This window comes from Streptomyces sp. 2-1, from assembly GCF_048564895.1.
Lineage (GTDB): Bacteria > Actinomycetota > Actinomycetes > Streptomycetales > Streptomycetaceae > Streptomyces > Streptomyces phaeochromogenes.
Map to the genome: position 1 here is coordinate 7,534,759 of NZ_CP183383.1, position 12,912 is coordinate 7,547,670.

A 12,912-nucleotide genomic window follows, 5' to 3' on the forward strand; every position below is an offset into this window, starting at 1 on the left:
TTCGGGTCTGCCCGTACGGTCCTTTCGGGTCTGCCCGGACGGTCGTCATGGCTCTGCCCGGATGGTCGTCATGGGTCTGCCGGGCGGTCGGGACGGGTCGGCCCGACCGGGGCTTCGCGGCAGCCGCTGTCAGCCGCTTTCACCCTCTGTCCGCCGCTTTCAGCTGCTGTCAGGCGCTGTTGCGCTGGACCACCGACCAGAAGCGGTCGACGATCCGGTCCAGGAAGTCCCGGCCCGCGTCGTCGGCCTCGCCGGCTGCCGCCCCGCCGCTCCAGCTCAGCGTGGCCACCATCTGCCCCTGGTACTCGGTGTGCAGGGCCCGCAGCACATCACCCACGAGCCGCCGGTCCAGCGGCAGCAGCTTGCCCACCGGGCGTACGTATGCCTGCCAGCGGGTCGTCACCGCGTTGCGCAGCATCTCCGCCAGCTTCGTCTCGTGGCCGGTGACCGTGACGAGGTCGGCCAGGGAGAGGTCCAGTATCTCGGCGAGCGCCGAGGACTGACGCTCGTTGCCGCGCCACTCGTCCGCCTCCTCCATCCGTACGTACGCGAGGAGTTCGAGCCCCACGGCGCGCGCGACGTCCTCGGTCGCGAGACCGCGCGCGATCCGGTGCTCGCGCAACGTCCGCGGCGCGCCGATGAGATCGCCCGGCGAGCACCACAACACGCCCGCGAGCGCGGTGAGTTCGGTGTTGCTCGGTGCGGCTATGCCGCGCTCCCAGGCGACGACCAGGTCCGGGGTCACATAGGGGAGCCCGAACGAGGCCTGCATGCCGTACGCGACATGCTCGGGCCCCATGCGCAGGGCGAGACGCAGCTTGCGGGCGGCCGGGGCGTCGAAGGGCGGGGTGGGCTGTTGGGCCGACGGTTGGTGCACGCGCACAACGTATGGGCGCGGGGCTGCGGTGACTACGGTCTGTTCGGCCAGGATTACGGATCGTGCGAACCTACGGTTTCGGATGTCTGACCGAGATCTGTTCGGGGTGGCCGAAGATCAGCTGGTGGCCGGGTGGTGTGGAGATCAGGATGTCGGGCATGGGCTCGTGCGGACGAGCCGGACGGACGGATTGAGGGTGGCAAGCGCCGTGAGCAGGATCGAAGGGCATATTCGCGAGCGACTGCTGGCGCCGAACTTCTGGCATCTGGCGACCGTGGGCGCGGACGGGGCGCCGCAGATCTCGCCAATGTGGGCGGACCTCGAAGACGAGTACGTCATGGTCAACACGTCAATGGGCCGCGTGAAGGAGGAGAATCTTCGGCGCAATCCGTTCGTTTCTCTGTCCCATCACGACACCGAGAACCCCTACGACCGGGTGGAGATTCGGGGGCAGGTCATCCGCTTCGTCGAGGGCGAGGTGGCCGAGCGGGCCATGGACCGGCTCACTCAGAAGTACATCGGCGAGGACCGGTATCCGTGGCTGCTGCCGGGAGAGCGGCGCGTGATGATCCTGATCCAGCCGACGCGGGTGCGGCATGTGGTGGGCGTGGAGAAGTTCCGACCCGGGGTGCTTCCCGAGACTGCCGAGGCTTCCGAGGCTCCCTAGGTTTCCGAACCCGCCGGGTGACGCCGGCGCGTCTTCCGTTCGATGCGGGTCTGCCCGTCCCGTTGTCAGTGCCGACTGACAGGATCCATGGACCAAGTCGGCCCAGGGGAAGGCGAGTTCAATGAAGGTGCTGGTCGATGACGAGGTGCATGTCGACTACGGGCAGATCTTCGTGGAGAGCGGCGAGGGCGACTGCGACCTGCATGACGCCTTCGCCGGGCAGGAGGGCGTCGGGCTCTGTGGGGCCGGGACGGACGGGTCGCTGCTTCTGCTGACCGGTCTGTGGATCGGCGGCGTCGACCTCACCGCCGAGTTGCATGACGGCCGGCCCGAGCTGGACGAGACGTGGGAAGAGATTGTCGAGGTCCCGTTCCGGCCGGTGTCGCAGGAGACGACACTGCGGCAGTGGAACGGGAAGGACTGGTGGGAGCTGGGCCTGGAGCAGCGCGACTACCGCGTGCGGTACTCCGCCTCCGGCATGGACGACGGCCGGAGCAAGAACGTCCGAGAGGACGACGAGCCCCCGACGGACGACCGCTACCTCCTCCAGTTCTGGCCCGCCCCGCCTGAACCGGCCCGACTCCTCAAGCAGACCAGCCGCACAGCCGCGAGCTGGCACGAATTCGCCACTTCGCCGGTGGGCTGACCGCTTGAAGGCGAAGGCCCGTCACCCCTTGACCGCCCCACCCAGCGCGAACCCCCCGCCCAACCGCCTCGCCACCAACACGTACAACAAAACCACCGGTGTCGAGTAGATGATCGAGAACGCGGCCAGTTGCCCGTACACGACCGTTCCCCGGTTTCCGAAGAAGTCGTTGATGCTGACCGATGCCGGCATCTGGTCGGGGGTCAGCAGGAGCATGAAGGGGACGAAGAAGTTGCCCCACATCATGACGAACGAGAAGACGGTGACCACCGCGACGCCGGGGCCCATCAGGGGGAGCACGATCCGCAGGAGGGACTGGAAGGAGGACGCGCCGTCCGTCCAGGCCGCCTCCTCCAGTTCCTTCGGTACGCCGTCCATGAAGTTCTTCATCAGCCAGATGGCGAAGGGCAGTTGGGACGCGGCGAAGAAGAAGATCGTGCCCTGCATCGTGTCGATGAGGTCGACCTGGACGAACAGGGCGTACACGGGAACCATGATCGCGGTGATCGGCAGGCTCGTCGCGAAGAGGATCGTCAGGAGGAAGGGGCGGTTCAGGCGGGAGCGGAAACGGGACAGCGGGTAGGCGGCCAGGGCCGCGCAGACCACCGTCAGCAGTGTCGCCCCGCCGCACAGGATCAGGCTGTTGAGGAGGGGCGTGAACGTGATGTCCGGCTTCAGGACGGCGTCGAAGTTGTCGAGGGTGACGCCGTCGGGGACCTTCACCTTCAGGTCGGCCTTCGGGTCCACCGAGGAGAGGAGGACCCAGGCGAGGGGAAGGACGAACGCGGCCGCCGCGAAGAGGAGGCCCGCGTCGGCGGCGTAGCGGCGGCTGTTGCGGCGGGTCGCCAGGGTCGTACTGCCGGGCATGTCAGACCTCCGTCCGCAGCAGGCGCATATAGACCAGGGAGAAGAGCGAGCCGACCACCAGAAGGAGCAGGGCCACGGCCGTTCCGTAGCCGATCATGCTTTTCTGGAAGGCCTGTTCGTACATGAAGAGCGGGAGCGTCTGGCTGCGGTTTCCCGGGCCGCCTCTCGTCATCACCCAGATCAGACCGAAGACCGAGAGGGTCTGCAGGGTGTTCAGCATCAGGTTCGTACCGATGGAACGGCGGATCATCGGCAGCGTGATGTGCCACATCCGCCGCCAGCCGCCCGCGCCGTCCACCTCCGCGGCCTCCGTGATCTCCTTCGGGATCTCGTTCAGGGCCGCCGAGTAGACGAGCATCGAGAAGGCCGTCCCCCGCCAGACGTTCGCGAAGGACACCGCGAGGATCGGAAGCGTGAACAGCCAGTTCTGGGACGGGAGATGGAGCCAGTCAAGGACGGCGTTCAGCGTGCCCTCGCGGCGGAAGAAGGCGTACAGCAGGAATCCCGCCACGACCTCCGGCAGCACCCAGGCGGCGATCACGATGCCGCCGGTGACCGTACGGACCGGCTTCGACGCCCGCTGCATCAGTACGGCCAGGGTCAGGCCCAGCGTGTTCTGGCCGATCAGCGAACTCAGCACCGTGAACACCAGCGTCAGCCATACGGCGTTGAGGAACGCGTCGTCCTTGAACGCGGCCCGGAAGTTGTCGAAGCCGATGAACGACGACTCGGCCTGGCCGGTGAGCTGGAGATCCGTGAAGGCGATGTACGCGCAGTACGCGATGGGGCCGGCGAGGAACAGGACCAGAAGGACGACGGCGGGGGAGAGCGGCAGCACGCGCGTCAACGCACGGCGGACATCGCGGCGGCCGGCGGACGTGGGCGGCGGCAGGGCGGTCGGGCCCGGCGCGGTCTTCACCACGCCGGGGCCCGCCGGAGGTGCGGAGGTCATGAGCGGCTGATCATTTCTCACTCGCCCCCTGGTGCGGCCGGGCCCAAGTGCTTCCGAGCCCCGGTCATTTCTCGATGACCTGGTTGTCCGTGGCCGTCTTCAGCTCCTCGTCGTACCCCTTCGCCGCCTCCTCGACCGAGCTGTCGCCCGTCGTCACGCCCTCCATCGCCTCCTGGATGGCCGTCGAGACCTTCGGGTACGCGGGATACGCGGGGCGGTAGTGCGTGCTGGCCACCAGGTCCGTGAAGAACTTGATGCCGGGCTGCGCCTTCACATACGCCGGGTCCTCCGCCACGTCCGTGCGCACCGAGATGCCGGAGTTGGCGATGTACCACTTCTGGGCGTTCTCCTTCGTCTGCATCGTCTTGATGAACTCGAAGGCCAGGTCGGGGTTGCCCGCCTTGCTCGGGATCGCCCAGGTCCAGCCGCCCGACATGCTCACCTTGCTCGGCGCCTGGCCGGTCTGCGTCGGCATGTACGCGAGGCCCAGCTTCTCGGACCACTCCGGCCATTCGTGGCCGCTGCCCTCCAGCCAGTCCTGCGGGAGCCAGGAGCCGTCGAGGTTGATGCCGAGCTTGCCCTCGGGGAGGAACTCGCCGCGGACCCTGGTCGCGATGTTGGGGTCGAGGGCGTCCGAGACGTCCGGGCCGAGCTTCTCCTTGAAGACCGTCTCGACGAATTCGAGAGAGTCCTTGAAGCCCTGGCTCCCCGTGATCCACTTCTTGGACGCCGGGTCGTAGAGGGGACTCTCGTTGGCCCCGCTGGCCGTCCCGTAGAGGAGCATCTCGAAGCCCTGCATGGTGGCCGCTTCACCCGCGGGCTTGCCCGTGTAGATGTTCATGGGGATGACGCCGGGGACCTTCGCCTTGATCGCGCGGGCCGCGTCGAGGATGTCCGCCCAGTTCGTCGGCTGCCAGTCGGCGGGGAGCCCGGCCTTCTTGAATATCGCCTTGTCGAACCAGAGGCCCCGGGTGTCGGTGCCGTCCGGGACGCCGTACGTCTTCCCGTCCTGGGCCTGCGCCGCCTCCTTCGCCGTGTCGATGAACTGGCTCCAGTCGTCCCACTTGGCGAGGTACGGGTCCAGCGGCTTGAGGTATCCGCTCGTGATGTCGGAGTTGATGAGGAACGTGTCCTCGTAGACCAGGTCAGGGGCCGTCTTCGGCGAGCGGAGCATCTGCTGGAGCTTCGTGTAGTACTCCGAGTCCGGGGCCTTGATCGGGACGAGTTCCACCCTCTTGCCGGGGTTGGCCTTCTCGAACTGGTCCTTGATGTCGGCGAGATACGTGTCCATCACCTTGATGGAGTTGTCCGTCGACTGTTTGAAGGAGATCTTCACCGTGTCCGGATCGCTTCCGGATTCGCTGCCACAGGCACTGAGTGCGGTGGCGGTGAGCAGAGTGGCGAGGAGAAGTGGAACGGCTGTGGGGCGCACGGGTACAACCTCCTGCTGGCCGACGTCTTTGTGGCCGGGTTGGGCTGCACGAGAACCTAAGAGGGCTGGTCCAGCCAGGTCAATGACTTTGCATGATCAGTCCGCCACAGTGCGTACGGTCGCGCACACTCAAGGTACTGCCGAGCCGCCCCCGCGGCGGGGTGTCGGGCGCCGGGAGGAGAGCGCGAAATGCCGGAACAGGACGTGACAGTAGGCCAGTTGATGCTGGCCGAGTACCAGAGCGTAAAGGACGAGCAGAAGGCACGTATCGGGTTCCGCGACAACCTGCTGTACGTGACGCTCGCGGTCGTGGCCGCCGTGGCCGCCGCCTCCGCACAGTCCGGACAGACCTCCATGCTGCTGGCGCTTCCGCCCGTGTGCGTCGTCCTCGGGTGGACCTACCTCGTCAACGACGAGAAGATCTCGGCGATCGGGGCCTATGTGCGGGGCGACTTGGGCCCTCGGCTGGCCGGCCTCGCACAGATCGAGCGGTCGTCGGCCTTCGGCTGGGAGACCGCGCACCGCACCGACACCCGCCGCACATCACGCAAGACCATCCAGTGCGGGGTCGACCTACTGGCCTTCTGCGCGGTGCCGTTGGCGGGCCTCGTCGTGTACTGGGCCGGCGGGCAGGTCGGCTGGGGACTGCTGGTGCTGTCCGTGCTCGAAGCACTGGTGGTGGTCGGGCTCGCGGTCCAAGTGGTGCTGTACGCCGGGGTGTTCGGCTCGGGGCGGCGATGACTGGCGTACCTGATGACTGACGTACCTCTTGGGTACGAGGACCCCGTCCGGCTAGCCCTTCACCCACCGGTACTGCAGCTCCGGTCTCCCCACCTGCCCGTACTGAGGGCTGCGCCCCGCTCGCCCCGCGTCCACCAGATGCTCCAGATAGCGCCGGGCCGTGATCCGGGAGATGCCGACGGCCTCGGCGACGCCCGTCGCGGTCAGGCCCTCGTCGGAGTCGCGCAGGGCCCGGGTGACCCGCTCCAGGGTGGGTGCGCTGAGCCCTTTGGGCAGGGCCGCCGGCCCGGGGGCCCGGAGGGTGGCGAGGGCGCGGTCGACCTCGTCCTGGCCGCTGGCCTCGCCGGCCGCCGCGTGGAACTCGGCGTAGCGCACCAGGCGGTCACGGAGGGTGGCGAAAGTGAACGGTTTCAGTACGTACTGCACCACTCCGAGCGACACCCCCTCCCGCACCACCGTCAGGTCGCGCGCCGAGGTCACCGCGATGACGTCCGCGTGATGCCCGGCGGCGCGCAGCGAGCGGGCCAGCTGCAGGCCGTGCACGTCCGGCAGGTGGAGGTCCAGGAGGAGCAGGTCCACGGGCATACGGTCCAGCGCCCGGCGGGCCTCCGCGCCCGTGTGGGCCTTGCCGACGGCCGTGAAACCGGGCACCCGCCCCACGTACAGGACATGCGCGTCCGCCGCGACGGGGTCGTCCTCGACGACCAGGACGCGGATGTCCCGCGAGGGGGAAGGCGTGCTCATACGGTGCCTCCGTGCGGCGTCGGCTCGGGCGCGGGCTCATGCGTGAACCCAGGACCGCCGCCGGACCCGTCCCCAGACCCGTCCACGGCCCCTGACCCGGACTCGGGCCCGGCGTGGACCTTAGTCCTCCCACGCGCCGCCGTCGGCAGCGGCAGCCGCACCTCGAAGGACGCGCCGCCGCCCGGGGCCTCCGTCACGGTCAGTGTCCCGTCGTGCCGGGCCACCGCCTGCCGTACGAGGGCCAGGCCCAGCCCCCGCCCGCCGGGCCCCGCGGGCTTGGTGGACCAGCCGCGCTGGAAGACCGCCTCCGCGTGGGCCGGGTCCACGCCCGTACCGGTGTCGACGACCCGCAGGACCAGCCCCTCCGCGTCCGCGATGGCCGTGACCGTGACCCGGGCGCCGACCGAGCCCTGCGCCGCGTCCACGGCGTTGTCGATCAGGTTGCCGAGGACCGTCACCAGGTCACGGGAGGGCAGGGACTCCGGGAGCAGGCCGTCGTCGATGCTGCTGTCCTCGGAGACCAGCAGCTCGACGCCGCGCTCGTTCGCCTGGGCCGTCTTGCCCAGGAGCAGCGCGGCCAGCACCGGCTCGCTGACCGCCGCGACGACCTGGTCGGTCAGAGCCTGGGCCAGCTCCAGCTCGGCCGTGGCGAAGTCGACGGCCTCCTCGGCGCGGTCCAGCTCGATGAGGGAGACGACGGTGTGGAGGCGGTTCGCCGCCTCGTGCGCCTGCGAGCGCAGGGCCGTGGTGAAACCGCGCTCGGAGTCCAACTCGCCCATCAGGGACTGCAGTTCGGTCACATCGCGCAGTGTCACGACCGTGCCCCGGCGCTCGCCGCCCGACACCGGCGAGGTGTTCACGACGAGCACCCGCGAGTCGGTCAGATGCACCTCGTCCACGCGCGGCTCACCGGACAGCAGGGCCCCCGTCAGAGGCGTCGGCAGACCGATGTCCGCCACCGAACGGCCCACCACGTCGTCGGTCACATCGAGCAGCTCGCGCCCACCGTCGTTGATCAGCGCCACGCGGAACTGCCCGTCCAGCATCAGCAGCCCCTCGCGCACGGCGTGCAGCGCGGCCTCGTGGTAGTCGTGCATCCGGCTGAGCTCGGCCGCGTTCATCCCGTGCGTGGAGCGGCGCAGCCGGGCGTTTATGACGTACGTACCCACGGCCCCCAGGGCCAGGGCAGCCGCCGCGACGCCGAACAGGGCCTGCACCTGGCCCTCGACCCGCTGACTGATCTCGTCGACCTTGATACCCGCGCTGACCAGGCCGACGATGCGGTCGTTGTCGTATATCGGCGTGACGGCCCGCACGGACTCGCCGAGGGTGCCCGTGTACGTCTCGGTGAAGGGATGACCGAGGAGCGCCCGCTGCGTGTTGCCGAGGAAGTGCTTGCCGATCAGGTCCTTGTTGGGGTGGGTCCAGCGGATGCCGTCCGGATTCATGATCGTGACGAAGTCCACCTGGGCGTCACGCTGCACCGACGTCGCGTACGGCTGCAGCGTCTTCGTCGGATCGTCCGTACGGATGGCCTCCCGCACGGACGGCGAGTCCGCGACCGACCGGGCCACCGCCATGGCCTGGCGGCCCGCCGCGTCCTCCGCCTGACTCCGGTCACTGATGTAGGTGAAGAGCGCACAGCCCGCGACCACGACCGCGACAAGCACAGCCTGCATGGCGAACAGCTGACCTGCCAGGCTGCGGGGGCGTGGAGCACGGGGGAGGCGCATGGAAACAGTCTGCCCCTCCGGATCAGCATGAACTAAATGAACGGAAGGGTGACCGGCCTCACAAGGCGGGAGATAGTCACCGACAACCCCCGGACGTGAGCCGCACGCCGGATGATGCCGACGACGTCGTCAAGGAGGGCAGCCGTGACCAGTACATCGAATACGGCACCTGCCGCTCCCGCTGCCAAGCGGGACCGCACCCACTACCTGTACATCGCGGTGATCGCCGCCGTGGCCGCCGGCATCGCCGTGGGCCTGATCGCTCCCGACTTCGCGGTCGAGCTGAAGCCCATCGGTACCGGCTTCGTGAACCTGATCAAGATGATGATCTCGCCGATCATCTTCTGCACGATCGTGCTGGGCATCGGCTCGGTACGGAAGGCCGCCAAGGTCGGCGCGGTGGGCGGCATCGCGCTCGGCTACTTCGTGGTCATGTCGTTCGTCGCCCTCGCCATCGGCCTGGTCGTCGGCAACATCCTGGAGCCCGGCACGGGCCTCGCGGTGACCGACGCGATCAAGGACGCCGGCCAGGGCCAGGTCACCGAGGCCAAGAACACCGAGGAGTTCCTGCTCGGGATCATCCCGACGACGATCGTCTCCGCCTTCACCGGCGGCGAGGTCCTGCAGACCCTGCTCGTCGCGCTGCTCGCCGGCTTCGCGCTCCAGGCCATGGGTTCCTCCGGTGCGCCGATTCTGCGCGGCGTCGAGCACATCCAGCGCCTCGTCTTCCGCATCCTCGCCATGGTGATGTGGGCGGCGCCCATCGGTGCGTTCGGCGCGATGGCGGCGGTCACCGGCTCGGCGGGTCTGGACGCGCTCAAGAGCCTCGCCGTCCTGATGCTCGGCTTCTACGTCACCTGTTTCCTCTTCGTCTTCATCGTGCTCGGCACGATGCTGCGGATCGTCGCGGGTCTCAACATCCTCACGCTCTTCAGGTACCTGGGCCGTGAGTTCCTGCTGATCCTGTCGACCTCCTCCTCCGAGTCCGCGCTGCCGCGGCTCATCGCGAAGATGGAGCACCTGGGTGTCAGCAAGCCGGTCGTCGGCATCACCGTCCCGACCGGTTACTCCTTCAACCTCGACGGCACCATGATCTACATGACCATGGCCTCGCTGTTCATCGCCGACGCCATGGGTACGCCGATGTCGGTGAGCGAGCAGATTCCGCTGCTCCTCTTCCTGCTGGTCGCCTCCAAGGGCGCGGCGGGTGTCACCGGAGCGGGTCTGGCCACCCTGGCGGGCGGCCTCGCGTCCCACAAGCCGGCCCTGGTGGACGGCATCGGCCTGATCGTCGGCATCGACCGCTTCATGAGCGAGGCCCGCGCCCTGACGAACTTCGCCGGCAACGCCGTCGCCACGGTTCTGATCGGTACGTGGACCAAGGAGATCGACAAGGGCCGCGTCGACCAGGTGCTCGCGGGTCAGCTGCCCTTCGACGAGACGACCCTCCTGGACGACGGCCACGGTTCCGCTCCCGCCCCGGCGGAGGTCCCGGACCAGCCGGAGGACAAGACCCTGGCGAAGGCCTAGCCCCCGGGCCCGGGCCCCGTCCCAGAACTCCGGGCGGCTGGGTGCATCCCCCGTCGCTCAGCCGCCCGGTCGCTCCGCTCACCCCGCAGCACCCCGGCCACCGGCCGGTGGCCCCGGTCCTCCCCGACCGGGCCCACCGGCCGGTGGCTTTTGGGCGGGCGGGAGTGGGTCGCAGGGTGCGGGTGGGTTGCGGCCGGGTGCGCAGTTCCCCGCGCCCCTAAGGGCGCAGACGGCCCAGGCGCGCCCCGCCCCGCAAGGGGCGCGGGGAACGCCGCGCCCAGCCCAAGAGGGCCGAGACATACGCACCGGCCTTGACGCACGCCCCCTCAGGGGCGCGGGGAACGCCGCGACTCCAGCGACGACGGACCGAGGCGTACGTACGGGCCTCGGCGCATGCCCCCTCAGGGGCGCGGGGAACTGCGCGACCTCAGCGACGACGGACCTAGATGTACGTACGGGCCTCGGCGCATGCCCCCTCAGGGGCGCGGGGAACTGCGCGACCTCAGCGACGACGGACCTAGATGTACGTACGGGCCTCGGCGCATGCCCCCTCAGGGGCGCGGGGAACTGCGCGACCTCAGCCACGACGGACCTAGACGTACGTACCGGCCTCGACACACCCTCCCCAGGGGCGCGGGGAACTGCGCGACCCAGCCCACCACGGCCTCAGCCATGCCCACCGGCCCCGCGGCCCCGGACGGGCCCCTCCGCGGCGCAAGCCGCCGCCCACGGTTCCCGCGGGGTCACCCACTTACCTCCCGCTCAGTACCTGACCAAATAGTGCGTACTTGTGGGGAGTTGGGCCCGAGACCAGCATGGTCGGCATGACGAATGACCTTGAAAAGACCCCCGTAACCGTCCTCGGCCTGGGCGCCATGGGCCAGGCCCTGGCCGCCGCGTTCCTGAAGGCGGGCCACCCCACCACCGTCTGGAACCGTTCCCCCGGCAAGGGCGACGAGCTGGTCGCAAGGGGCGCCGCAAGGGCGACCAGCGCCCGCGAAGCCGTACGCGCGGCCGACCTGGTCGTCGTCTGCGTGGTCGACCACGACGCGGTCGGTGCCGTCCTCGACTCGGTCGCGGACGAGCTGCCGGGCCGGGTGCTGGTCAACCTCACCTCGGACACCCCGGAACGCGCCCGCCGGACCGGCGCCTGGGCGCAGGAACACGGCATCGACTACCTCGACGGCTCGATCATGGTGCCGGTCGACCTGATCGGACAGCCGCCCGCGCTGATCTTCTACAGCGGCCCGCGAGCCGCGTACGACAAGCACGAGACGGCACTGAAGGCGCTCGGAGGCAAGCCCGCCCACCTCGGCGAGGACCAGGGCCTGGCCGCCGTCTACGACCTTGCGCTGCTCGACTACTTCTACGGTTCGATCTCCGGCCTGCTGCACGCGTACGCGCTCGCCGGTGCCGACGGGGTGCGCGCCGCCGACCTCGCCCCCTACCTGGACACCATCACCGCCTTCATGCCGTCCCTGGCCGCGGAGGCCGCCCAGCACGTCGACGCGGGCAGCCACCCGGGCGAGGCGGCGAACCTCGGGATGATGGCGTCCGGCGTGGGCCACATCCTGGAGTGGGCCGAGCACCGCGGCCTCGACGTGAGCACCCTCCGCCCGATCAAGGAGGTCTACGACAAGGCCGTCGCCCTCGGCCACGCCGCCGACAGCTGGACGAGCACGATCGAGGTCGTACGCGGCAACGCGGCAGGCACGCCACGTGGCGACCGGGCGAGCCAAACCCTTTGAGCTGTCCGTGAGTTCGGGCCACCCGGACGGGGTGGGCGGATCGACACGCCCTCAGGAGCCCGCCCCCGCCTCCAGCCGCGCCACCTCCTCGGCCGTCAGCTCCAGATCCGCCGCGCCCGCCGAGTCCCGTACCGTCTCGGGCCGGCTGGCGCCCGGGATGGGGACGATCACCGGCGAGCGAGCCAACAGCCAGGCCAGACAGACCTGTTGAGGACTGACACCCCGCTCACGAGCCACCGCGTGGAAGGCATCAAAGCCGGTGCCAGTGCCCAGGCCGGTGGCGTGACCAGGGGCGTCGGACGCCGTCTGCGACGGCCCGTCCAGCGAGCTCCGCGATATCCCGCCCAGCGGACTCCACGGCAGGAAGGCGAGTCCCAGCTCGGCGCAGAGCCGCAGTTCGGGCTCGCTGTCCCGGACGGCGGGGGAGTGCCGGTTCTGGACCGAGACCAGCCGGTCGCCGAGGAGGGCGTAGGCCAGGCGGATCTGGCCGACATCGGTGTTGGAAATGCCCGCGTAGCGGATCTTGCCCGCGTCGAGCAGGTCGCGAAGCGCGCCCACCGACTCCTCGAAGGGGACGGCGGGGTCGGGCTTGTGGAGCTGGTAGAGGCCGATGGCCTCGACGCCCAGCCGCTTGAGCGAGGCCTCCGCCGCCGACTTCAGGTGCCGGGGAGACCCCGTCACCGTCCAGCTCCCGTCGGCCGGTCTGCCGCGTCCGCCCTTGGTGGTCACCAGGACGTCGGCCGTGTCGCCGCCGTACGTGGCGAGGGCGCGGGCCACGAGACGCTCGTTGTGCCCGGGCTCGTCACCGGGCAGGTGGTACGAGTCGGCCGTGTCCAGGAGAGTGACGCCCGCGTCCAGGGCGGCGTGCACCGTGGCCATGGCCCGCCCCTCGTCCGGCCGGCCCTCGATGGACAACGGCATGGCACCGAGCCCAACGGCACTCACCCGCAGGCCGCCAACTGTGCGGTGGCGCAT

General features: G+C 69.5%; 12 protein-coding genes. 5 read left to right on the forward strand and 7 right to left on the reverse strand.

Features of this window, described 5'->3' with window-relative positions:
* Positions 1 to 169: 169 nt before the first annotated feature.
* Positions 170 to 883 carry an XRE family transcriptional regulator gene (locus tag ACN20J_RS33290; protein ID WP_419667427.1) on the reverse strand — a complete coding sequence of 238 codons (714 nt, stop codon included), beginning with the start codon at positions 881 to 883 and terminating at the stop codon, positions 170 to 172.
* A 202-nt stretch (positions 884 to 1,085) separates the two neighbouring features.
* Between ACN20J_RS33290 and ACN20J_RS33295 the strand changes: the two genes are divergently transcribed.
* Positions 1,086 to 1,544: a PPOX class F420-dependent oxidoreductase gene (locus ACN20J_RS33295; RefSeq protein ID WP_361922183.1), complete on the forward strand. Its 459-nt coding sequence runs from the start codon at positions 1,086 to 1,088 to the stop codon at positions 1,542 to 1,544.
* Positions 1,545 to 1,665: 121 nt separating this feature from the next.
* Positions 1,666 to 2,190 (forward strand): hypothetical protein, encoded by a 525-nt coding sequence (locus tag ACN20J_RS33300; protein WP_419667428.1) that lies wholly within the window; start codon positions 1,666 to 1,668, stop codon positions 2,188 to 2,190.
* Between the two features lie 21 nt (positions 2,191 to 2,211).
* Here ACN20J_RS33300 and ACN20J_RS33305 read toward each other — a convergent pair whose 3' ends face one another.
* The 3 genes from ACN20J_RS33305 to ACN20J_RS33315 all read right to left on the reverse strand — a co-directional run bounded on the left by ACN20J_RS33305 (position 2,212) and on the right by ACN20J_RS33315 (position 5,441).
* Positions 2,212 to 3,057, reverse strand: coding sequence for a carbohydrate ABC transporter permease (locus tag ACN20J_RS33305; protein WP_189845578.1), 846 nt, complete (start codon positions 3,055 to 3,057; stop codon positions 2,212 to 2,214).
* A gap of 1 nt (position 3,058) precedes the next feature.
* The gene (locus tag ACN20J_RS33310) at positions 3,059 to 4,009 is read right to left on the reverse strand and encodes a carbohydrate ABC transporter permease (RefSeq protein WP_364197452.1); all 951 of its coding nucleotides are present in this window, start codon (positions 4,007 to 4,009) and stop codon (positions 3,059 to 3,061) included.
* A 64-nt stretch (positions 4,010 to 4,073) separates the two neighbouring features.
* Positions 4,074 to 5,441 (reverse strand): extracellular solute-binding protein, encoded by a 1,368-nt coding sequence (locus ACN20J_RS33315; RefSeq protein WP_190232117.1) that lies wholly within the window; start codon positions 5,439 to 5,441, stop codon positions 4,074 to 4,076.
* A 189-nt stretch (positions 5,442 to 5,630) separates the two neighbouring features.
* On the opposite strand from ACN20J_RS33315, the gene ACN20J_RS33320 reads away from it, so the two are divergent.
* Complete coding sequence (locus ACN20J_RS33320) at positions 5,631 to 6,182, forward strand: hypothetical protein (protein WP_419667429.1); 552 nt, start codon at positions 5,631 to 5,633, stop codon at positions 6,180 to 6,182.
* A gap of 51 nt (positions 6,183 to 6,233) precedes the next feature.
* Here ACN20J_RS33320 and ACN20J_RS33325 read toward each other — a convergent pair whose 3' ends face one another.
* Together ACN20J_RS33325 and ACN20J_RS33330 are read right to left on the reverse strand one after the other, a co-directional pair.
* Positions 6,234 to 6,926 carry a response regulator gene (locus ACN20J_RS33325; RefSeq protein ID WP_189845582.1) on the reverse strand — a complete coding sequence of 231 codons (693 nt, stop codon included), beginning with the start codon at positions 6,924 to 6,926 and terminating at the stop codon, positions 6,234 to 6,236.
* The gene (locus ACN20J_RS33330) at positions 6,923 to 8,659 is read right to left on the reverse strand and encodes a sensor histidine kinase (RefSeq protein WP_189845583.1); all 1,737 of its coding nucleotides are present in this window, start codon (positions 8,657 to 8,659) and stop codon (positions 6,923 to 6,925) included. Before ACN20J_RS33330 ends, ACN20J_RS33325 begins: the two co-directional genes overlap by 4 nt.
* 144 nt (positions 8,660 to 8,803) lie before the next feature.
* Between ACN20J_RS33330 and ACN20J_RS33335 the strand changes: the two genes are divergently transcribed.
* Together ACN20J_RS33335 and ACN20J_RS33340 are read left to right on the forward strand one after the other, a co-directional pair.
* Positions 8,804 to 10,189, forward strand: coding sequence for a cation:dicarboxylate symporter family transporter (locus tag ACN20J_RS33335; protein WP_189845584.1), 1,386 nt, complete (start codon positions 8,804 to 8,806; stop codon positions 10,187 to 10,189).
* A gap of 824 nt (positions 10,190 to 11,013) precedes the next feature.
* On the forward strand, positions 11,014 to 11,937 hold the full coding sequence (locus ACN20J_RS33340; RefSeq protein WP_189845585.1) for an NAD(P)-dependent oxidoreductase: 924 nt from the start codon (positions 11,014 to 11,016) through the stop codon (positions 11,935 to 11,937).
* Between the two features lie 51 nt (positions 11,938 to 11,988).
* Here ACN20J_RS33340 and ACN20J_RS33345 read toward each other — a convergent pair whose 3' ends face one another.
* Positions 11,989 to 12,912 (reverse strand): aldo/keto reductase, encoded by a 924-nt coding sequence (locus tag ACN20J_RS33345; protein WP_419667430.1) that lies wholly within the window; start codon positions 12,910 to 12,912, stop codon positions 11,989 to 11,991.